We start from the raw sequence: 19,132 nt of genomic DNA on the forward strand, positions 1-19,132 counted from the left end.
CTACGCCGGAACCTTCTCCCGCATCCGCTCCCAGAGCCGGGCGGAGAGCGTGCCCAGCCGGTCCTCGATGGCGATCATCGCGTCCACCACCAGATCCTCGCGCCAGCGGCGGCCGAGGATCTGCACGCCGATGGGCTTCGGGCCCTCGGGGAACTGGCCCAGCGCCGCCGGGACATTGCCGGCCGGCAGGCCCAGGTAGTTGCCGAGCGTGGACCAGTGGCCCTGGCCCATCGTCTCGCGCAGGCCCTCGGCGCCCTCCGCGTCGCGGCCCGGCTTGTAGAAGGGCAGCGGGTAGAAGGGCGAGAGGAAGAGCGGATACTCGTCCATCAGCACCGACCATTGCCGCGCGAAGAAGGTGCGGTGCGCCAGCAGCTCCATCATCCGCTTCATCTCCACCGTCGGCGTGCGGCGGTAGTTCTCCTCGAAGACGCTGGCGATGGCGGGCGAGCCGTATTTCGCGATGTCCTCCGCCATCAGGGCGAAGCTCTCCGTCATCAGCGCGGAGCGGCCCTCGAACTGGATCTCCTTCAGCGAGGGGGGCGCGATCTCCTCGACGGCATAGCCCGCATCCGTCAGGGCGGCCTTTGCCGCGAGCAGCGCCTTCTCCACCTGCGGATGCAGCGGCAGGTCGGGCGACTCCAGGCTGAAGCCGACCTTGATCGGACCTTCCAGCGCCGGACCGCGCCAGGGCAGGGGCACGTGGAACGGATCGCGCGCATCGGGCGCGATCATCGCGGGCATGGAGAGATGCAGGTCCCGCGCCGAGCGCGCCAGCAGCCCCTGCGCCGACATCTGCTGCGCCAGGATGCCGCGCTCGGCGCCCGCCGAGGGGTTGAAGACCGGCACGCGCCCGACGCCCGGCTTCACCGTCACGACGCCATTGCCCGCCGCCGGGAAGCGCAGCGAGCCGCCGATGTCATTGCCGTGCGCCAGCGCGCCGATGCCCGCCGCCACCGCCGATCCGGCGCCGCCCGAGGACCCGCCCGCGCTGACATGCCGGCCCCAGGGATTCCAGGTCTGGCCGAAGAGGGGGTTGTCCGTCTCGCAGCGGCGCGAGAATTCCGGGACGTTGGTGCGCCCGATCACCACGGCGCCCGCGTCCAGCAGGTTCTTCACCAGCGGCGCGTCGCCCGGGGCGACGAGATCCTTGAGCGCGACGACGCCGTTGGAACTCGCCTCGCCCTTCTGGTCGATGTTGATCTTGATGGTGACCGGCACGCCGTGCAGCGGCCCCTTCGGACCCTTCGCGGCATCGAGCGCCCTGGCCCGCGTCAGCGCGGATTCCGAGAGATCGGTGACCACCGCGTTGAGGTCCGGATTCACCGCATGCATCCGGTCGATGGAGGATTGCACCGCCTCGACCGCGCTCACCTGCCCGGATTGGATGAGGCCACCGAGTTCGGTCGCACAGAGTTGCCAGAGCGGGGTGGATGCCATCGGGAACCGGCCTTTGCTTCGTGAGGCAGGTATTCTTGATGGATATCCAGGGGGAGGCAAACCTGCCCCTAAGCGCCACCCTTCTGGGCCACCGTCGCCGCGTCCTGGTGGTCGAATTCCGGCACCAGCCGCGAGAGCTGCGCCAGCGCCAGCCGCCCGTGGCCGGTGCGCGCTGCGGTCGCGATCTCATCCAGCGCGCGGCCGACCAGCGCGGCATCGGCCGTGCGCGGCGTCGCCACCAGCAGGCCCGGGAATTGCGTGGGGCGCGGCGGCTCCTGCCCGTGGAACATTTCCTCGAACAGCTTCTCGCCGGGCCGCAGCCCCGTGAAGCGGATCTCCACGTCGTCGTCCGGCCGCAGCCCCGCGAGGCGGATCATGCGGCGGGCGAGGTCCACGATCTTCACCGGGCTGCCCATGTCGAGCACGAAGATGCCGCCCTCGCGCAGCTCCGGCGGCGCGTCCTCGCGGTCCACGGCACCGACGACGGCGGCCTGGAGCACCAGGCCCACCGCCTCGCGCACCGTCATGAAGTAGCGGCGCATGTCGGGATGCGTGACGGTCAGCGGCCCGCCGCGCTCCAGCTGCCGCCGGAACAGCGGCACGACCGAGCCGGTGGAGCCCAGCACATTGCCGAAGCGCACGGTGATGCAGCGCATGCCCTGGCCGGTCTGCCGGGCCTCGTCGCCGCGGGCGGCGCGGGCCTGCATGTCCAGCGCCTGGCAGTACATCTCGGCGAGGCGCTTGGAGGCGCCCATCACGCTGGTCGGATTCACCGCCTTATCGGTGGAGATGAAGACCATGAGCGAGCAGCCCGCGGCCCGCGCCGTATCGGCCACGATGCGCGTGCCATGGGCGTTCGTGAGAAGCCCTTCCAGCGGGTCGTTCTCCACCATCGGCACGTGCTTCAGCGCGGCGGCGTGGAAGACCAGCTCGGGACGGATCTCCTCCATCAGGCGGCGCATCCGCGCCTCGTCGCGCACATCCGCCAGGACCGAGCGGCGCGGCACGCCGGGATGGCGCTCCGACAGCTCCAGGTCGATCTCGTAGAGGACGTACTCGCCGTGATCGAGCAGGGTCAGCATCGACGGGCCGAGCGCCGCCACCTGCCGCGCGAGCTCGCCGCCGATGGTGCCGCCGGCGCCCGTCACCAGCACGCGCCTGCCCTGCACCAGCCGCGCCATGCCCTCGCGGTCGAGCGGCACCTGCGGGCGGTCCAGCAGCTCCTCGATGGAGACGGGGCGGAGGTCGATCTTCGTCGCCTCGCCGGGCCGCGCGGCCTGGGCGAGGTGGGTAGGCTGCGGCGCGCGGCGGATGGGCACGCCATGGCGGTCGGCCGCGTCCAGCAGCGTCTCCAGCAGCGGGCCGTGGAGGTCGGGCGCGGCGAGCACCAGCAGGCTGGGCAGGCGGGATTCGGCGCGCAGCTGCTCCAGCACCGCATCGGCCTCCTCGATGGTGCCGAGGATGGGGTGGCCCTGGATGCGCCGCGCGACCTGGCGCGAGCGGCGGGCGAGGATGCCCTGTACGCGGTAGTGCGGCCGGCGCTCCTGCTCCAGCGCGCGGATGAAGATGTCGGCCTGGTCCACGCCGCCGACGACGAGGACGGGCTGGGTCGCGCCTTCCTCGGCGATGCGGCGGATGGTGCGCAGGCGGCCGTTGAGGCGGGGCAGGCCGAGCATGCCCGTCAGGGCCATGGCGTGCAGGGCGGGGAAGGCGTGGTTGGGCGAGTGCCAGGCGCCGACCATCCAGAGGATGCCGGTGAAGAGCACGGCGGCGCCGATGGCGGCCCCCAGCACCTGCAGCAGGTCGCGCACGCCGGCATAGCGCCAGTACTGCTGCGGCAGGCCGAGCGCCCAGGCCGGCGGCATGATGGTCAGCGCGGCCAGCGGCACCGCCAGCGCCCACCAGACCGGCGAGGGCCAGCTGCCTGGGCCCGCCAGGAGCAGCGCGAGCGGTAGCGCGGCGACGGCGAGCACCGCGTCGAGGCAGAGGTTCAGAAGGATTCGGTAGGGCGCCTTGGCCATGGGCGGGCTTATAGCGCCTGTTATGGGATGGCGGAAACGTTCGGTCCCAGCAGGCCGCGGTAGAGCGCCAGCAGGCGGGCGCCCTCCGCCTCCCAGCCCCATTCGGCCCTCGCCGCCCGCCAGCCCTGGCCGCCCAGCGCCGCGCGCCGGGCAGGATCGGCCAGCTCCCCGATGGCCTGTGCGATGGCTCCCGGGTCGGTCACATCCACCAGCACCCCGCAACCGGCCTCGCGCACCGCCTCCGCGACCCCCGTCGCGAAGGCGGGCGCGATCGCCGGCAGCCCCGCGGCCATCCCGTCGAAAAGCTTGTGCGGCAGCGCGAGGCGATGGTTCACCTCGCCCGGCTGGAAGAGGACGAGGTTGATGTCGGCCTCCGCCGCCGCGCGCTCCAGGGCGCGGTCCGCCGGCATCCAGCCCGCGAGTTCGATCCGGTCCCCGAGGCCGAGCCGCGCGGCCTCGGCGCGGAAGGCCGGCTCGCTTCCATCGGTGAAGCGCCCGATGACCAGCAGCCGCGTGCCGGCCGGCGCCCGGGCCAGGGCGGCCAGGAGCTGCGGCCAGCCCCGCTTCACCCCGATGGCGCCGAGATGCAGCAGGGTCAGCGGTCCCGGCCCGTGCGCGCGCCGCCCGAGGCCCGGCGGGACCAGCGCGTGGTTGCGGACGCTGACCCGGGGCGTCCCGGCCGGGAAATCGCCGGCCAGCCCATCCTTGGCCAGCACCACCGCATCCGCGAGCCGCCCCATGCCCCGGAGCGCGAGCCGCAGCGCCGCCCGCGCCGCCGGGCGCAGCCAGCCGGGCAGCCGCGTGTCCAGCCGCGAGGGATAGTGCTCGTGCACGTCCAGCACCACGCGCGCCCCGCATCGCCGCCCGGCGAGCAGCGCGACGGCCCAGGCATCGGGCTCCGAGGCGTGGATCGCGGCCGGCCGCAGCTCCACCGCGCGGCGATACAGCGCCGGCAGGCGCCGCAGGCGGGAGGCGCCCGCCACCGTCTCGATCGCCACCCCCGCGACCGGCGCCAGCGCCCCGCCCGCGCCGGGGCACAGGTGCCGCACTTCCCACCCCGCCGCGGCCAGCGAAGCGCCCTCCTTGCGGACCACGCGCATGTCGTCGGCCGGATGGGCGGCCGAGAGCAGGAGGATCACACCCGCACCGGACGGGGCAGCGCGGCGGCGCGCGGGTGCAGCGCGGCCTCGGCCGCCGCCACGAAACGCCGGGCGAGCAGCCGCCGGTCGAAGCGGCGGACCGCCAGCACGCGCCCCTCCCAGCCCATCGCCTCGCGCTCCGTGGGATGGGTGGCAAGGCGGGCGAGGGCGGCGGCCATGGCGCCCGCGTCCCGTGCCGTCACCCCGCAGCCCTCGGCCAGCAGGCGCTCGGCCTCGCCGGGGACGTTGGAGAGCACGGGCAGCCCCGCGGCCAGATAGTCCATGAGCTTGTTCGGCGCCGTCCATTCGGCGAATTCCGGCACGGGGGCGAGGCAGAGCAGCCCCGCCTGGCTGCCCGCGAGCAGCCCCGCCAGATCCCGCTTGGGCAGGGGGTCGAGGAAGGTGAGGTTGGTCAGCCCGCGCGCGGCGGCATCGGCCATGAGGGCCGGCTTCTCGCTGCCCTCGCCCACCAGGACCAGCCGCACCCGCCGCTCGCCGGCGGCGCGCAGCCGGGCGGCGGCGTCGAGCAGCAGGCCGAGGCCGTTCGCGCGGCCATGCGCGCCGGCATAGACGGCCAGGACCTCGTGACTCGCGGCCTGGGGCGGGCGCCACGGCGCCACCTGCGGCCCGAACAGGTCCAGGTCGCAGCCCTGGCCGATGACGTGCAGGGCCCGCCGCGCCGTGCCGTGGGCCAGCGCGATGCGGCCCATCCCCTCGGTCAGCGCCACCACGCCGGCCGCGCCCCGGCAGGCCAGCGCCGAGAGCTGCCGCATGGCCCGCAGCGCCAGCGGCGCGCGCAGGCCCATGGCGGCGGGGAGCTCCGGCCAGGGGTCGCGGATCTCGAAGAGGAAGGGCGTGCCGCGCAGGTGCCGCGCCGCCAGGGCGGGCATGGCCACGGTCGGCGGGGTGGAGCTCGCGATCACCAGGTCCCAGCCCGGGCGCAGGGCCAGTGCCGTGGCGCGCATCGCATAGCGGATAAAGGCCAGCCCGCGCTGGCCGAGGCCCATGGCATTGGCGCAGGGGATGGCGAATTCCACCACCTCGAACCCCGAGACCCGCCCCTGCCGGGCGCCGAGGCGGAAGGGCCCGCCGAGCCCCGTCTCCGCGCCCTGCCACTGCCCGCAGGCCAGCGTCACCTCATGGCCGCGCTGCGCCAGCGCGCGCGCCAGGGCGTGGCTGCGCGTCGCGGCCGAACCCTCGGGTGTCGAGAAATGCTGGTGCAGATAGAGAATGCGCGCCAAGGGGCCTCAGCCCCGGTGAAGCGCGCGGAGGGTGGCGACGGCGCGGAACTGCGCCTCGCTGCTCATGCCGCTCCCGGAAGGCAGGCACAGGCCGCGCTCGAAGAAGCCGGCCGCGACCTCGCCGCCCGCGCGCGGGGCGTCGCGGAAGGCGGGCTGGAGGTGGAGCGGCTTCCAGACCGGCCGGCTTTCGATGCCCTCGGCCTCCAGCGCCTGGCGCAACGCCTCCCGCCCCGCGCCGAAGCGGGCGGGGTCGATCTGGGCGGCGGTTAGCCAGCGGGTGGCGCGGGCCCAACCGGGCTCGGGCATGAAGGTCAGGCCGGGGAGGGCGGCCAGCTCCTCGCGATAACGGGCGAAGATGGCCCGCCGGGCCGCCACGCGCCGCTCCAGCGAGGGCAGCTGCGCCAGGCCGATCGCGGCCAGGACGCAGCTCATGGCGTAGTTGTAGCCGGTTGTCTCGTGCTGGTAGTGCGGCGCGGGCTCGCGTGCCTGGGTCGCGAGCTGTCGGGCGCGGGCGATCCGCGCCTCGCCGGGGCCCAGCAGCGCGCCGCCGCCGCCGGTGCTGACGATCTTGTTGCCGTTGAAGCTGACGGCCACGAGGTCCGCCCCATGGCCGGCCGGGCGGCCGTGCTGCAGCGCGCCCAGGCCGCAGGCGCTGTCGGAGAGGACCGGCACGCCCCATTCGCCGCAGGCGGCCCGGATGGCGGGCATGTCCGCCGCCTGGCCATAGAGGTCCACCGGCACGACCACGCGGGGCAGGCGGCCGCGGCGGGCGGCGGCCGCGAGCTCCTGCCGCAGCAAGGCGGGGTCGAGCGTCCAGCTCTGCGGGTCCACATCCAGGAAGCGCGGGGTCGCGCCCATCTGCACCGCGGGCGCCACGGTGGCGACGAAGGTGAGCGTGCTGGTCCAGACCTCGTCGCCGGGCTGCACGCCGAGAAGGTGGTAGCCGAGGTGAAGGGCCGCGGTTCCCGAATTCACCGCCACCGCGTGCGGCTGGTCCATCGCCGCCGAGAGCGCGGCCTCGAACCGGCGCGGCGTGGGGCCGGCCGGCGCCAGCCAGCCGGAGGCGAGCTCTTGTCTCAGGAATTCAATCTCAGTCCCCTCGAACTGCGGCGGCGACAGCGCAAGCGGTTCGGGCCGGGGCGCGGAGGAGCGCCGGAAGGGGAGTATCTGCGCCGCGTGCTCGGTAATCGGCTGTAGATGCGCCATCTTTTGGCAGGCTCTCGGTCCAGGGACGGGGCCGAGGATTCGGTAAACGAATCGTGAATGCAAGCGACGCGTGTAGAGACCGCGGGGTCTTGCAACTCAAAAACGAGAACAAATGCCTGGGAACAATATTCAATTCCCAGGCCGGAAGTGGAAACGTCAGGATTTTCCTGGGATCAGGCCGTGCCCGAGGTCTGCCCGCGGCGATTCTGCCACAGTTGAACGAAATCAATCGGATCGAGCAGGACCGGCGGGAATCCGCCGTCGCGGGTCACGTCGGCCAGGATGTTGCGCGCGAAGGGGAAGAGCAGGCGCGGGCATTCCACCAGAAGCACCGGCTCCAGATGCTCCTGCGGGACGTTCAGGGTGAAGACGCCGGAATAGGTCAGCTCCGCGATGAAGCACGGCGTGGACTGCGCCTTCGCATCGGCCCGGATGATGAGCGAGACCTCGAACACGTTGCCGCCCTCGATCACCGGCCGGGCCTGCACGTCCAGCGCCAGGTCCACGCGCGGCTGTTCGCGCAGGTTGTTGAAGACCTCCGGCGCGCCGGGAACCTCGAAGGAGAGGTCCTTCGTGAACTGGATGTTCAGCATGATCGGCATGTTGGCCGGGGGCTGCTGCGGCGGAAGCTGGATCGGTTCGTCGGACATGGCGGGCGCCCTGGCTTGGAGGGAGGATGGCGCCCGCTACCACGCGCCCGGACATGCCGCCAGTGCGCGACGCCACGCGGGGCAGCCCTGCGCGCAGAAGATTGCGCGGTGCGGCATAAGGGCTAAGTTATGTGGCGATGCCGTTGTCCGCTCCTGCCCCTCGGAAGCTCGAACATCTGCGCGATATCACCCTGCGGGGCTATGCGCGTGAGGATGGGCTCGTGGATATCGAGGCCCATCTGGTCGACACCAAGACGTACGGCTTCCCCTCCGAGCATCGCGGCGACGTGAAGCCGGGAGAGCCCCTGCACGGCATGTGGATCCGCATGACCGTGGACGAGGACATGCTGATCCACTCCTGCGAGGCCGTGTCCGACCACACGCCCTTCGCGGTCTGCGTGGATGCCGCGCCCAACTTCTCGCGCCTTGCCGGGCTGACGGTGGGCGCCGGCTTCAACCGCGCGGTGAATGAGCGCGTTGGCGGCGTCGCCGGCTGCACCCATCTGCGCGAGGTGCTGGCCCAGATGGCGACGGTCGCCTTCCAGACCATGTGGCCGCTCCGCCGCCGCAAGATGGACGAGGCGCGCGCCGCCGCGGGCGAGGGCAGGCCGGCCGAGCGCCCGGCGCTGCTCGGCACCTGCCATGCCTATGCGCCGGACAGCCCCGTGGTGCGCAAGCGCTGGCCGGAGTGGAGCGACCTCGGTCAGGCCGCGCGCTCCAAGACCCCTTCCGAAGCCGCCTCTTGACCTGAGGCGCGTGTCTCCCCATCTGGGAGCCATGCCCCGCAACCCGATGATCATGGATCAGCGCCAGGAGCGCCCGGGTTGCCTCGTCGCGGGCATCTAGGCGGAGCCGCGCGCTGCCCCCGGGCATCGCCCTCCGCCCTTTCTCCTCACGACTAAGTCCCTGGACCCGAGGCCGTGCGACGCGCGCCGGGGTCCATCCAAGGAATCACTCGATCATGTACCCCCAGGAGGCGCCGATGCGCCCGCCGCTGCTCATGTCCGCCGAGGGCCAGGACCAGCTTTACGCTCTGGCCGATGCCGCCGCGCCGCGCCAGCCGCTCGTCGCGCGCCTTCTCGCCGAGGAGGCCGACCGGAGCGAGGTGGTGGACCATGTGCCCGCGCATGTCGTGGCGCTCGGCTCCCGCGTCGAGTTTCGCGACGAATCCACGGGCGAGACGCGGCAAGCCCGCCTCGTCCTGCCCGGCGAGGCCGATATCGCGGAGGGCCGGATTTCCGTGCTCTCGCTGGTCGGCGCGGGGCTGATCGGCCTCTCCGAGGGCCAGTCCATCGACTGGCCGACGGTGGATGGCCGCATGCGCCGGCTCAGCGTGCTGAGCGTCGGCTGAGCGGCGAAACGGCCCGAAGCCCGGCCCAAGGCCGCGGCTGCGGCCGCCCGGCGCATCAGGGCATGAAAATCAAGGCTCCGAAGGAGCTTTGAGCTTCAGCGCCAGCGCGTGCAGCCCGCCCGCGAACTCGGCCTCCAGCGCCGCATGCACGGCACGGGACCGCGCGACGCGGTTCATGCCGGTAAAGGCCTCGCTGACCAGCAGGACGCTGTAATGCGTCTGCCCGCCCGGCCTCGCGCCGGCATGGCCCGCGTGCTGGCTGCTGTCGTCCACCACCTCGAGGTGCAGCGGCGCGAAGCGCGCTGCGAGCACCGAACGGATCCGATCGGCCCGATTGTCCATGCTTCCCAGAATCGACCCTGATCGCGGCGTTGCCAAGCCCGTCGCGGGAACCCATAAATCCCCGATGGCGCGCCGCGCGAGCTTCCAGCCCCAGAACGACCCCAAGGCACCCCCGCAGGGCTGTGCCGCGCCGGATTGCGGCAAGCCCGGGGAATTCCGTGCACCCAAGGACCGCGCGCTGCGCGAGTATCTGTGGTTCTGCCTGGACCATGTCCGGCAGTACAATGCGGGCTGGGATTTCTATCGCGGCATGGGCGCGGCCGATATCGAGAGCTCGCTGCGCGCCGATACCGGCTGGCAGCGCCCGACCTGGCCGCTCGGCCGGCTCGGCGGCATGCGGCTGGACCCCGAGGCGGTGGCCGATCCCCTTGGAATCCTGCGGGATACCGGCCTGCACCAGAAGCGCCGCGCGCCCCAGCCGAATGTCGAGGCGCCGCCCGAGCTGCGCGCCGCGCTCGGCCTGCTGGAACTGGCCTGGCCGCTCGATCCGGCCACGCTGAAGACGCGTTACAAGGAACTCGCCAAGCGCTTCCATCCGGACGCGAATGGCGGCGACCGGCGCTCGGAAGAGCGCCTGAAGGACATCAACCGGGCCTATTCCCTGCTGCGCCAGCGCGTGGGGCGGGCCGAGCCCGCCCATGCCGGGTAGCCGACCGTCACGGGCTGTCCTAACATCCGGCCGATCTCCTCAAGTGAACGAAGCGGAAGCGTGATGACCAAGCTGGCTCAATTGGCCGAAGTGAATCCGACCTCGGCGATCTCCGCGCCCGACAAGACGGTGAATGCGCGTGAGGTCTTCGGCGTCGATATCGACATGGAGGTGCCGGCTTTCTCGGTCCGCACCGAGCATGTGCCCGAACTCGACCCCTCCTACCGCTTCGACAAGGAGACGACGCTCGCGATCCTCGCGGGCTTCGCGCACAACCGCCGCTGCATGGTCCAGGGCTACCACGGCACCGGCAAGTCCACGCATATCGAGCAGGTGGCCGCGCGCCTCAACTGGCCCTGCATCCGCGTGAACCTCGACAGCCACATCAGCCGTATCGACCTGATCGGCAAGGATGCGATCGTCCTCAAGGACGGCAAGCAGGTGACGGAGTTCCGCGAGGGCATCCTCCCCTGGGCGCTCCAGCATCCCTGCGCGCTCGTGTTCGACGAGTATGACGCGGGCCGCCCGGACGTGATGTTCGTGATCCAGCGCGTGCTGGAGGTCGAGGGCAAGCTGACCCTGCTCGACCAGAACCGGGTGATCCGCCCCAACCCGTTCTTCCGCCTCTTCGCGACGGCGAACACGGTGGGCCTCGGCGACACGACGGGCCTCTATCACGGCACGCAGCAGATCAACCAGGGCCAGATGGACCGCTGGAACATCGTCGCGACCCTGAACTACCTGCCGCATGCGCAGGAGACGGAGATCGTGCTGGCGAAGCTCGGCGCGACCGGCGACGCGAAGCTGAAGAAGCAGGTCGAGGCGATGGTCGCGCTGGCCGACCTCACGCGCGCGGGCTTCATCGCGGGCGACATCTCGACCGTCATGTCGCCGCGCACGGTCATCACCTGGGCCGACAACACGCGCATCTTCGGCGATGTCGGCTTCGCTTTCCGCCTCACCTTCCTCAACAAGTGCGACGAGGCGGAGCGTCCGACGGTGGCCGAGTACTACCAGCGTTGCTTCAACGCCGAGATCGCGACGGGTCTCTACAAGAAGGCGAGCTAGTCTCGCCTTCCGTACCGCGCGGCGCGAGCGCGCCGCGCGCGGAGCGGCCCGTCCGCCGCCTCGATCCGACGAGTTGAAACATGTCCAAGCAGGACCTCACGCGGCAGGAAGAGTTCAAGCGGGCCACCGCCGGCGCCGTGCGCGCGATCGCGCAGCAGCAGGAGGTGCAGGTCGCCTTCCAGCCCGGCCCGGCCGGCGTCTCCGGCAAGCGCGCGCGCCTGCCGCTTCCCACCCGCACGCTCCCGCCCGCCGAAATGGCGAAGCTGCGCGGCGCCGCCGACGCGGTGGCGCTGAAGCTGCGCCATCACGACGAAGCGACCCACGCCGCGCGCGCCCCCTCCCGCAAGGAAGCGCGCGAGGTCTTCGACGCGCTCGAGGATGTGCGCGTGCAGGCCGTGGGCAGCCGCCACATGGCCGGCGTCGCGGCGAACCTCCGTGCCCGCCTTTCCGAGGAATGCGAGGCCGAGGGCTACGACCGCATGACGCGGAAGGACCAGCTTCCGCTGCATTCCGCCCTCGCGCTCATGGCGCGCGAGCGCATCTCGGGCGAGGCCGCGCCCGCCGCGGCGAGCCGCGTGCTGGAGATGTGGCGCGACAGCCTGGACGCGAACGCCGCCGCCGCGATGGAGGAGCTGGTCTCCGCGACCGATGACCAGGCGGCCTTTGCCCGCGCGGCCCGCAAGCTTCTCACCGCGCTCGACCTCGCCGAGGCCGAGACGGAGAGCGAGGCCGACCAGAACGAGGAAGGCGACGAGGGCGGCGACCAGTCGAGCCAGCAGGACCAGTCCTCGGCCGGCGAGGCGCAGAGCCAGGAACAGGAATCCATGCAGGGCGCCGAGCCCGAAGCCATGGAGGGCGAGGCCGCCGACGAGGAGGCCGAGGAGAGCGAGGAAGAGGGCGCCGCCGCCGAGGGCGACGAGAAGCCCGGCGGCCCGCAGGCCCGCAAGGAGGTCCCGCAGACCGACGACACCACGCGCTACCGGGCCTTCACGACGCAGTTCGACGAGGTGGTGGAGGCCGATGACCTCTGCGACCCGGACGAGCTGACGCGCCTGCGCCAGCAGCTGGACCAGCAGCTGCAGCATCTGCAGGGCGTGGTCTCCAAGCTCGCGAACCGGCTGCAGCGCCGCCTCATGGCGCAGCAGCAGCGCGCCTGGGAGTTCGACCTGGAGGAAGGCCTGCTCGACGTCGCGCGCCTCGCGCGTGTGGTGGCCAACCCGACGCTCTCGCTCTCCTACAAGCGCGAGCGCGACGCGGATTTCCGCGACACCGTGGTCACGCTGCTGATCGACAATTCGGGCTCCATGCGCGGCCGGCCGATCACGGTCGCGGCCATGTGCGCCGACATCCTGGCCCGCACGCTGGAGCGCTGCGCGGTGAAGACCGAGATCCTCGGCTTCACCACCCGCGCCTGGAAGGGCGGCCAGTCGCGCGAGAAATGGGTGCAGGAGGGCAAGCCCCGCAATCCGGGCCGCCTGAACGACCTGCGCCACATCGTCTACAAGGCCGCCGACGCGCCCTGGCGCCGCTCGCGCCGGGCCATCGGCCTGATGCTGCGCGAGGGGCTGCTCAAGGAGAACATCGACGGCGAGGCGCTGAACTGGGCCTATCGCCGCCTGCTGACGCGCTCCGAGCATCGCCGCATCCTCATGGTCATCAGCGATGGCGCGCCGGTGGATGACAGCACGCTGAGCGTGAATCCGGGCAACTACCTGGAGCGCCACCTGCGTGAGGTGATCAAGGAGATCGAGGGCCGCAGCGCCGTCGAGCTCATCGCCATCGGCATCGGCCACGACGTCACGCGCTACTACCGCCGCGCCGTCACGATCGTGGACGCCGAGGAGTTGGGCGGCACCATGATGAAGAAGCTCGCCGAGCTCTTCGACGAGGACGCCGCCGAGGCCTGGCAGCGCGCGGCCGCCGAGCGCGCGCCCCTGGTGGCCTGACAGCCTGATCCGCCGCGGCTTTCTCCTCGGCGGGCTCGCCCTTCTCGGGGCGGGCGACGCGGCGGCGCGCGCAGGGCCCTTCCGGCAGGCCGCGCCGGCGCGGCCCTTCCTGCGGCCGCTGGGCGGGCTGGAGCTCGACACCTCGCCGTGGGGCTTCGGCAGCTTCTCCGGCCTTCACCTCGCACCCGACCTGACGCTTACCGCCATCACCGATCGCGGGCGCTGGTGGCGTGCGCCGCTGGAACTGCGCGATGGCGTGCTGGCCGGGGTCGGCGCCGTCACGCATGGGCTGACGCGCGATTCGCGGGGCCAGCCCTTGCGGGGCCGGATGGGCGATTCGGAAAGCCTCGCCCGGCTGCCGGATGGCGAATGGCTCCTGGGCTTCGAGCGCTGGCACGGGCTGATGCGCTACCGCCAGCTTGGCGGCCCCGCGCAGCCCGTGGAGCCGCCACCGGGGCTTTCCGGCGCGCCCGACAATGGCGGGCTGGAGACGCTGGCGGTACTGGCGGATGGTCGCATCCTGGGCATCGCCGAAAGCCTTCCCGGCACGGCGGGCGAGGGGAGCCGCATGGCCTGGCTCGGCACGCAGCAGCAGGGGCGCATGGCCTGGTCCCGGCTGAGCTACCATCCCGCCCCTGGCCTGGAGCCCACCGACGCGGCCGGCCTGCCGGACGGCAGCGCCCTGGTGCTGGAACGGCATTTCAGCCTGTTCGGCGGCTTCAGCTGCCGGCTCGCGCATGTGCCCGCCAGCGCCTTCCGGGCGGGTGGCGTGCTGCGCGGCGAGACCTGGCTCGACATGCCGCCGGACCTGCCCGCGGAGAACTGGGAGGGTGTCGCCGCCGCCCGGGTGGGTGGGCGGCTGCTCGTGATCCTCGCCACCGATGACAACGAGAACCCGTTCCAGCGCAGCCTGCTGGCGCTCTACGAAGTGGCCTAGGCCGCGAAGAAGCGCTCGCGCGGGAGGGAGAGGAAGGCGCGGGCGCCCACGCCCGGCGCAGCCTCGATCACGAGCTCGCCGCCATGGGCGCGCAGCAGCGAGCGCGCCAGCGAAAGCCCGAGCCCCATGCCCCGCGTGCGCTCGGCGGTGCCGTCATGCTCGCGGGGGGAGAGATCGGCCAAGGCGGTGCCCGCGCCTTCATCCTCGACGATGATGGAGATGGCGTGCTGCCGGGCTTCGGCGCGGATCTCGATGACGTCGCCCTCGCCCGTGGCACGGGCCGCGCGGGCCAGCACCTCGGCCAGGGCGCTGCGGAGGGCGCGGCGGTCGCCCAGGACCGTGGCATCGCCGATCCCGGCGCCGATGCGCCAGTCCCGCCGGCCGGGACCGAGATGGGAGGTGGCCTCGCCGACCGCTTCCTCCAGCGCCGGGCGGAGGGCGAAGCGCTCCTCGAAGAGCTGGCGGGTGGCGTGGGCGCCGGCTTCCTCGGCGGCGGCGTCGGAGAGGTGGAGCAGGCGGCGCGCCTCGCCCTCGAAGGCGAGGCCGGCCGGGCCGGAGGCCTGGGCCCGGCCCAGCAGGGTCAGGCCGAGGCTCTTCAGATCCCGTGCCAGGAGGTTCAGGCTGCGCGCCCGCGCGGCCGCGAGGCGCCGCTGGGTGGCGGCTTCCGCGCGCAGGCGGGCCGAACGCGAAAACCCCGCCGCTCCGGCCGCGAAGCCGGTGCAGGCGAGGACGATCAGGAACAGATCGATAGGATCGGGCGCCATCCCCGCATGATGACGGGGACGGGTTAACGCCCGCCTAAATCAAGCCGCGGCGGCGGCCTTCTTGGCCTGGGCGCGCACGATGCGGCGCTTCAGGACCAGCGCCTCCGGCGGCAGGTTGCGCGCCGGCGTGGTCAGCAGGAAGGAGTCCAGGCCGCCATTGTGCTCGATGGTGCGGATGCCGTTCGTCGTCAGGCGGATCTGCACCGAGGTCGCGAGGATCTCGGAGAAGAACGACGTCGCCTGCAGGTTCGGCAGGAAGCGCCGGCGGGTCTTGTTGTTGGCGTGGCTGACGTTGTTGCCGGACTGAACGCCCTTGCCAGTGATGCCGCAGCGGCGAGCCATGATGAATGATCCTGCAGTCAGGTCGCGCGCGGATCTCCGCGGCGGGTGGAAAACGGAGCGCGGCGTATGCGGCAGCGCGCCCGGAGAGTCAAGCCGTGTCGGCGGCGGAGCCGAGCCTTGGAGGCGGGTCAGCCGCGCTTTGGGAGACTCGGAAGCTGGCGCAGCTCGCCGGCCTCCACGCTCGCCAGCGCCTGGCGGAGCACGCCCGCGATCGCCCGGTCGTCCATGCTGCGCGAGAGCAGGCCCAGCGCGCCGCCCAGCAGGGCCGAGGCGGCCGAGACGGGGGCGATCTGCTGCTCCAGCATATACTCGATGGCCTTGTCGACGACCGAACCGGCGTGGCTCAGATCCTCGGGGGCGTCCTCATCCATCATCGCAATCTCCAGTTGCCGGGGAGATGGGCCGAATCGGCCGGGGAGGAAAGCCCCCGGCCGCGTCTGGGCCCATCATGAAGTCTTTGTCATCTCGCCGGCCGCCCGGGCGCTCAGGCCGGTGCCGAACTCCGCCTGGGCCTGGGCCAGGGCCGCGGCCTCGGCCGCTGCCACCGCCTCGGACTGGCGGCGCCACATCTCGGCATAAAGCCCGTCCCGCGCGATGAGGCCGGCATGCGTGCCGCGCTCGGCGATGCGCCCCGCCTCCAGCACGATGATCTCGTCCGCCTCCACGACGGTGGACAGGCGGTGGGCGATGACCAGCGTGGTCCGCCCGCGCGAGACGTCGCGCAGCGCGGCCTGGATTTCCTGCTCCGTACGGGTGTCGAGCGCGCTGGTGGCCTCGTCCAGGATCAGGATGCGGGGGTCCTTCAGGATGGTGCGCGCGATGGCCACGCGCTGCTTCTCGCCGCCCGAGAGCTTGAGGCCGCGCTCGCCGACGCGGGTGCGGTAGCCGTCGGGCATGCGCGTCACGAAATCATGCACCTGGGCGAGGCGCGCGGCCTGCTGCACCTCCTCGTCGGTGGCGCCGGGGCGGCCATAGGCGATGTTGTAGCGGATGGTGTCGTTGAACAGCACCGTGTCCTGCGGCACGACGCCGATGGCCCGGCGCAGGCTGTCCTGCGTCACGTCGCGCACGTCCTGCCCGTCGATCAGCACGGCGCCGCCCGTTGCGTCGTAGAAGCGGAAGAGCAGGCGCGAGATGGTGGACTTGCCCGCCCCCGTGGGCCCGACGATGGCGAGCATCCTGCCCGGCGGCACCTCGAAGCTGACGCCCTTCAGGATTTCGCGGTCCGGCCGGTAGGCGAAGTGCACGTCGCGGAACTGGATGGCGCCCGCCCGGGCATCGAGCGCCGGCGCGCCGGGCTTGTCCGAGATCTCCTGCGGGACGGCGAGGAGGCGGAACATCTCCTCCATGTCGGTCAGCCCCTGCTTGATCTCGCGATAGGCGAAGCCGAGGAAGTTCAGCGGCAGGTAGAGCTGGATGAGGTAGGAGTTCACCATGACGAAGTCGCCGACCGTCATGGTGCCGCCCGCGATGCCGCGCCCGGCCAGCAGCATCACCACCGTGAGGCCGAGCGACATGATCGCCGCCTGCCCGGCATTGAGCGCGTTCAGCGACATCTCGGATCGCGCATAGGCGCGCTCGTACCGCTGGAGGCTCTCGTCGTACCGGCGGGCCTCGTGCGCCTCGTTGTTGAAGTACTTCACCGTCTCGTAGTTCAGCAGGCTGTCCACCGCCTTGGTGTTGGCCTCCTGGTCGGTGTCGTTCATGGCGCGGCGGAAGGCCAGGCGCCAGTTGGTGAAGAGCAGCGTGAAGGCGACGTAGCCGCCGATGGTCAGCAGCACCGTCAGCGCGAAGGAGACGGCGAAGAGCCACCACAGGATGGCGGCCACCAGCACGATCTCGATGATGGTCGGGATGATGTTGAACAGCAGGAAGTTCAGCGCCGTCGCGATGCCGCGCGTGCCGCGCTCGATGACGCGGGAGAGCCCGCCCGTCGCGCGGTCCATGTGGAAGCGCATGGAGAGCGCGTGCAGGTGGCGGAAGACCTCCAGCGCCACGCGGCGGCCGGCGCGGGCCTGGACCTTGGCGAAGATGGCGTTGCGCAGCTCGTTGAAGCCGGCCGCCGTCAGCCGCAGCAGGCCGTAGCCGATGACCAGCGCGATGGGAATGGCGACGATGGCGGCCGCGCCCTCCTTCGGGGTCAGCGCGTCCACGGCGCGGGCATAGATGATCGGGACCAGCACATTCGCCGCCTTGCCCAGGATCAGCGCCATCAGGGACAGGATGACGCGGGCCTTCAGCTCGACCTCGCCCCTGGGCCAGAGGTAGGGGAGGATCGTCAGCAGCGCGCGGCCCTGGGTGTTGTCCCGGGGGGCAGTTTCACGGGGAGGGGTCATCGGCCCCATGTGGCGCTCGGCGCGGGATTTGAAAACAGGTGCCTTTCCCCCAGGGCTCCCCTTTGGCACATGTCGGCCATGACCGACCGCCTGTATCGCCACATCGAGGCCTGCAACAACACGCCCTCCCCCAACCATCTGCTGCCGTTCCATTTCGGGCCGGCGCAGGTGGGCTGGGTCTCGGCCGAGCTTGCGCGGGCGCTGACGTTCCTCCCGCGCGACTTCCACTTCGAGGGCAAGGGCGTGGCCATGGCCGGCCGCCTCCGCACACCGGGCATGCGCAGCGACGCGCTGGCGGCGGCGGTGCGCCAGCTGGCGAAGCAGGGCTTCGGCCGGGTGCGGGGCGAGCTCTTCGACATCCGGGCCGAGGCGAACGGCCCGGTGCTGGGCACGCTGGACCGCGGCGCCATTCCGCAGTTCGGGATCATCGGCCAGGGGGCGCATCTGAACGGGCTGGTGCGGCGGGCCGACGGGCTGCACGTCTGGGTCGGCATCCGCTCCAAGGACAAGGCGGTGGCGCCCGGGCAGCTCGACAACCTCGTGGCCGGCGGCATCCCGGCCGGGCTCGACGCGGACGAGACCCTGCTGAAGGAGGCGGGCGAGGAAGCCTCCCTCCCGCCGGAGCTTGCCGTTCAGGCACGGCGGACGGGACGGATCTCCTACATCCTCACCAACAATGAGGGGCTCCGGCGCGACGTGCTGCACGTCTTCGACCTGGAGCTGCCGGAGGATTTCGTGCCCCAGCCCAACGACGACGAGGTGGAGCGCTTCGAGCTCTGGCCCGCCCGGCGCCTGCTGGAGGCGGTGGCCGAGACCGACACGGTGAAGTTCAACGTGAACCTTGTCCTGATCGACCTGTTCCTGCGCGAGGGGCTGGTGGACCCGGCCAGCGCCGAAGGCCGCAAGCTTCGCGCCGGGCTGGACCAGGGGCCGTGAGCAACCGTGCCCCGGCCGGCCGCGTTTCACGGATGATGCGAAAGCTCCTCGCCCTGCCGATGGTGCTGTTTCCCCTCCTGGCCTCGGCCCAGGTGCAGACGGATCGCTACGGCAACACCACAGGCCGCATCGGCCAGGCGCCCGTCCAGATGCAGCACCAGGGCGGGCTCACGACGGGGCGCATCGGCGACACGCCCATCCAGGCCCAGACCGATCGCTTCGGGAACACCACGGGCCGGATCGGCAACACGCCCTTCATCGGCCAGACGGATGCGAGCGGCACGACGCGCGGCATCGCGGGTGGGCGGCAGTTCACCTGCACGCCGAACGGCATCGGTGGACAGACCTGCCGGTAGTGTCAGGCGGTCCGGCCGGCACGGGAGCTTGCAAAGGCGGAAATCAGGGCCATGTGCGGTCACTGGCATGACGGCGGGCTATGCCCGCCTTCGCCTCGGACCCGCCTACGCCTGATGCTTTGGAGCTGTGGAGCTTCCACGCGCGCCAAGGGAATTCCCTGCCAACAGCTTCGGAGCGACGCCATGACCACCCACAGATACCATACCGGCCAGAACGTCTCGCTGGTGCCCGGCCGGTATTTCGGCGTGCATTCGGGTCCCTACAGAATCCTGCGGGCTCTGCTGAACGATGGCGTCGATTTCGAATACCACGTGAAGCACGTGGCCAACGGCCACGAGCGCATGGTGCGGCAGAGCGAGATCCTCGCCCAGACTGCCCCGGGCTGAGCCGGGGCGGCGGGCAAGCCCGCG

General features: G+C 71.9%; 20 protein-coding genes. 9 read left to right on the forward strand and 11 right to left on the reverse strand.

From position 1 onward, the window contains the following. The 6 genes from WJM96_RS03405 to secB all read right to left on the reverse strand — a co-directional run bounded on the left by WJM96_RS03405 (position 1) and on the right by secB (position 7,694). The gene (locus WJM96_RS03405) at positions 1–1,437 is read right to left on the reverse strand and encodes an amidase (RefSeq protein WP_424811016.1); all 1,437 of its coding nucleotides are present in this window, start codon (positions 1,435–1,437) and stop codon (positions 1–3) included. 68 nt (positions 1,438–1,505) lie between these two features. Further along, positions 1,506–3,458, reverse strand: a complete 1,953-nt coding sequence (locus tag WJM96_RS03410; RefSeq protein ID WP_424811017.1) for a polysaccharide biosynthesis protein — start codon at positions 3,456–3,458, stop codon at positions 1,506–1,508. A 20-nt stretch (positions 3,459–3,478) separates the two neighbouring features. Continuing rightward, positions 3,479–4,597: a glycosyltransferase gene (locus tag WJM96_RS03415; RefSeq protein ID WP_424811018.1), complete on the reverse strand. Its 1,119-nt coding sequence runs from the start codon at positions 4,595–4,597 to the stop codon at positions 3,479–3,481. Further along, positions 4,594–5,838, reverse strand: coding sequence for a glycosyltransferase family 4 protein (locus WJM96_RS03420; RefSeq protein ID WP_424811019.1), 1,245 nt, complete (start codon positions 5,836–5,838; stop codon positions 4,594–4,596). The genes WJM96_RS03415 and WJM96_RS03420 overlap by 4 nt, the downstream gene beginning before the upstream one ends. A 6-nt stretch (positions 5,839–5,844) precedes the next feature. After that, entirely contained in the window at positions 5,845–7,044 is a 1,200-nt protein-coding gene (locus tag WJM96_RS03425) for a DegT/DnrJ/EryC1/StrS family aminotransferase (RefSeq protein WP_424811020.1), read from the reverse strand. Positions 7,045–7,217: 173 nt separating this feature from the next. Further along, complete coding sequence (gene secB / locus WJM96_RS03430; RefSeq protein ID WP_424811021.1) at positions 7,218–7,694, reverse strand: protein-export chaperone SecB; 477 nt, start codon at positions 7,692–7,694, stop codon at positions 7,218–7,220. Between the two features lie 137 nt (positions 7,695–7,831). On the opposite strand from secB, the gene WJM96_RS03435 reads away from it, so the two are divergent. Further along, positions 7,832–8,440, forward strand: coding sequence for a DUF2889 domain-containing protein (locus WJM96_RS03435; RefSeq protein WP_424811022.1), 609 nt, complete (start codon positions 7,832–7,834; stop codon positions 8,438–8,440). A gap of 215 nt (positions 8,441–8,655) precedes the next feature. Next, entirely contained in the window at positions 8,656–9,045 is a 390-nt protein-coding gene (rnk, locus tag WJM96_RS03440) for a nucleoside diphosphate kinase regulator (protein ID WP_424811023.1), read from the forward strand. 69 nt (positions 9,046–9,114) lie between these two features. Here rnk and WJM96_RS03445 read toward each other — a convergent pair whose 3' ends face one another. Beyond that, positions 9,115–9,387 carry a BolA family protein gene (locus WJM96_RS03445; RefSeq protein WP_424811024.1) on the reverse strand — a complete coding sequence of 91 codons (273 nt, stop codon included), beginning with the start codon at positions 9,385–9,387 and terminating at the stop codon, positions 9,115–9,117. A gap of 64 nt (positions 9,388–9,451) precedes the next feature. On the opposite strand from WJM96_RS03445, the gene WJM96_RS03450 reads away from it, so the two are divergent. The 4 genes from WJM96_RS03450 (at position 9,452) to WJM96_RS03465 (ending at position 13,987) form a co-directional block, all read left to right on the forward strand. Next, positions 9,452–10,036 (forward strand): J domain-containing protein, encoded by a 585-nt coding sequence (locus tag WJM96_RS03450; protein WP_424811025.1) that lies wholly within the window; start codon positions 9,452–9,454, stop codon positions 10,034–10,036. 63 nt (positions 10,037–10,099) lie between these two features. Next, the gene (gene cobS / locus WJM96_RS03455) at positions 10,100–11,104 is read left to right on the forward strand and encodes a cobaltochelatase subunit CobS (protein ID WP_424811026.1); all 1,005 of its coding nucleotides are present in this window, start codon (positions 10,100–10,102) and stop codon (positions 11,102–11,104) included. A gap of 80 nt (positions 11,105–11,184) precedes the next feature. After that, entirely contained in the window at positions 11,185–13,050 is a 1,866-nt protein-coding gene (cobT, locus tag WJM96_RS03460; RefSeq protein ID WP_424811027.1) for a cobaltochelatase subunit CobT, read from the forward strand. 127 nt (positions 13,051–13,177) lie between these two features. Next, complete coding sequence (locus WJM96_RS03465) at positions 13,178–13,987, forward strand: esterase-like activity of phytase family protein (RefSeq protein ID WP_424811817.1); 810 nt, start codon at positions 13,178–13,180, stop codon at positions 13,985–13,987. Here WJM96_RS03465 and WJM96_RS03470 read toward each other — a convergent pair. From WJM96_RS03470 to WJM96_RS03485, 4 genes are all read right to left on the reverse strand, one after another. After that, on the reverse strand, positions 13,984–14,751 hold the full coding sequence (locus WJM96_RS03470) for a sensor histidine kinase (protein ID WP_424811028.1): 768 nt from the start codon (positions 14,749–14,751) through the stop codon (positions 13,984–13,986). The two genes, WJM96_RS03465 and WJM96_RS03470, sit on opposite strands and share 4 nt — an antisense overlap. A 39-nt stretch (positions 14,752–14,790) precedes the next feature. Further along, positions 14,791–15,093, reverse strand: a complete 303-nt coding sequence (rpmB, locus tag WJM96_RS03475) for a 50S ribosomal protein L28 (protein WP_424811029.1) — start codon at positions 15,091–15,093, stop codon at positions 14,791–14,793. A 128-nt stretch (positions 15,094–15,221) separates the two neighbouring features. Further along, complete coding sequence (locus WJM96_RS03480) at positions 15,222–15,467, reverse strand: hypothetical protein (protein ID WP_424811030.1); 246 nt, start codon at positions 15,465–15,467, stop codon at positions 15,222–15,224. A 72-nt stretch (positions 15,468–15,539) separates the two neighbouring features. Then, positions 15,540–17,429 carry an ABCB family ABC transporter ATP-binding protein/permease gene (locus WJM96_RS03485; RefSeq protein ID WP_424811031.1) on the reverse strand — a complete coding sequence of 630 codons (1,890 nt, stop codon included), beginning with the start codon at positions 17,427–17,429 and terminating at the stop codon, positions 15,540–15,542. A gap of 78 nt (positions 17,430–17,507) precedes the next feature. On the opposite strand from WJM96_RS03485, the gene WJM96_RS03490 reads away from it, so the two are divergent. The 3 genes from WJM96_RS03490 (at position 17,508) to WJM96_RS03500 (ending at position 19,108) form a co-directional block, all read left to right on the forward strand. Continuing rightward, on the forward strand, positions 17,508–18,365 hold the full coding sequence (locus tag WJM96_RS03490; RefSeq protein WP_424811032.1) for a DUF4743 domain-containing protein: 858 nt from the start codon (positions 17,508–17,510) through the stop codon (positions 18,363–18,365). Between the two features lie 32 nt (positions 18,366–18,397). Then, entirely contained in the window at positions 18,398–18,721 is a 324-nt protein-coding gene (locus WJM96_RS03495; protein WP_424811033.1) for a hypothetical protein, read from the forward strand. Positions 18,722–18,904: 183 nt separating this feature from the next. Further along, a complete protein-coding gene (locus WJM96_RS03500) occupies positions 18,905–19,108 on the forward strand; it encodes a hypothetical protein (protein WP_424811034.1) in 204 nt (67 codons plus the stop codon). Positions 19,109–19,132: the final 24 nt, after the last annotated feature.

The sequence above is a fragment of the Roseococcus sp. YIM B11640 genome (assembly GCF_049727625.1).
In the GTDB taxonomy this organism is placed as follows: Bacteria; Pseudomonadota; Alphaproteobacteria; order Acetobacterales; family Acetobacteraceae; genus Roseococcus.

What these genes read in the sequence shown, in the direction of transcription:
- WJM96_RS03405 (WP_424811016.1), bottom strand. Translation starts at nt 1,437, where the DNA reads ATGGCATCCACCCCGCTCTGGCAACTCTGTGCGACCGAACTCGGTGGC.
- WJM96_RS03410 (WP_424811017.1), bottom strand. Translation starts at nt 3,458, where the DNA reads ATGGCCAAGGCGCCCTACCGAATCCTTCTGAACCTCTGCCTCGACGCG.
- WJM96_RS03425 (WP_424811020.1), bottom strand. Translation starts at nt 7,044, where the DNA reads ATGGCGCATCTACAGCCGATTACCGAGCACGCGGCGCAGATACTCCCC.
- secB (WP_424811021.1), bottom strand. Translation starts at nt 7,694, where the DNA reads ATGTCCGACGAACCGATCCAGCTTCCGCCGCAGCAGCCCCCGGCCAAC.
- WJM96_RS03435 (WP_424811022.1), top strand. Translation starts at nt 7,832, where the DNA reads ATGCCGTTGTCCGCTCCTGCCCCTCGGAAGCTCGAACATCTGCGCGAT.
- rnk (WP_424811023.1), top strand. Translation starts at nt 8,656, where the DNA reads ATGTACCCCCAGGAGGCGCCGATGCGCCCGCCGCTGCTCATGTCCGCC.
- WJM96_RS03445 (WP_424811024.1), bottom strand. Translation starts at nt 9,387, where the DNA reads ATGGACAATCGGGCCGATCGGATCCGTTCGGTGCTCGCAGCGCGCTTC.
- WJM96_RS03450 (WP_424811025.1), top strand. Translation starts at nt 9,452, where the DNA reads ATGGCGCGCCGCGCGAGCTTCCAGCCCCAGAACGACCCCAAGGCACCC.
- cobS (WP_424811026.1), top strand. Translation starts at nt 10,100, where the DNA reads ATGACCAAGCTGGCTCAATTGGCCGAAGTGAATCCGACCTCGGCGATC.
- cobT (WP_424811027.1), top strand. Translation starts at nt 11,185, where the DNA reads ATGTCCAAGCAGGACCTCACGCGGCAGGAAGAGTTCAAGCGGGCCACC.
- WJM96_RS03470 (WP_424811028.1), bottom strand. Translation starts at nt 14,751, where the DNA reads ATGGCGCCCGATCCTATCGATCTGTTCCTGATCGTCCTCGCCTGCACC.
- rpmB (WP_424811029.1), bottom strand. Translation starts at nt 15,093, where the DNA reads ATGGCTCGCCGCTGCGGCATCACTGGCAAGGGCGTTCAGTCCGGCAAC.
- WJM96_RS03480 (WP_424811030.1), bottom strand. Translation starts at nt 15,467, where the DNA reads ATGATGGATGAGGACGCCCCCGAGGATCTGAGCCACGCCGGTTCGGTC.
- WJM96_RS03485 (WP_424811031.1), bottom strand. Translation starts at nt 17,429, where the DNA reads ATGACCCCTCCCCGTGAAACTGCCCCCCGGGACAACACCCAGGGCCGC.
- WJM96_RS03490 (WP_424811032.1), top strand. Translation starts at nt 17,508, where the DNA reads ATGACCGACCGCCTGTATCGCCACATCGAGGCCTGCAACAACACGCCC.
- WJM96_RS03495 (WP_424811033.1), top strand. Translation starts at nt 18,398, where the DNA reads ATGATGCGAAAGCTCCTCGCCCTGCCGATGGTGCTGTTTCCCCTCCTG.
- WJM96_RS03500 (WP_424811034.1), top strand. Translation starts at nt 18,905, where the DNA reads ATGACCACCCACAGATACCATACCGGCCAGAACGTCTCGCTGGTGCCC.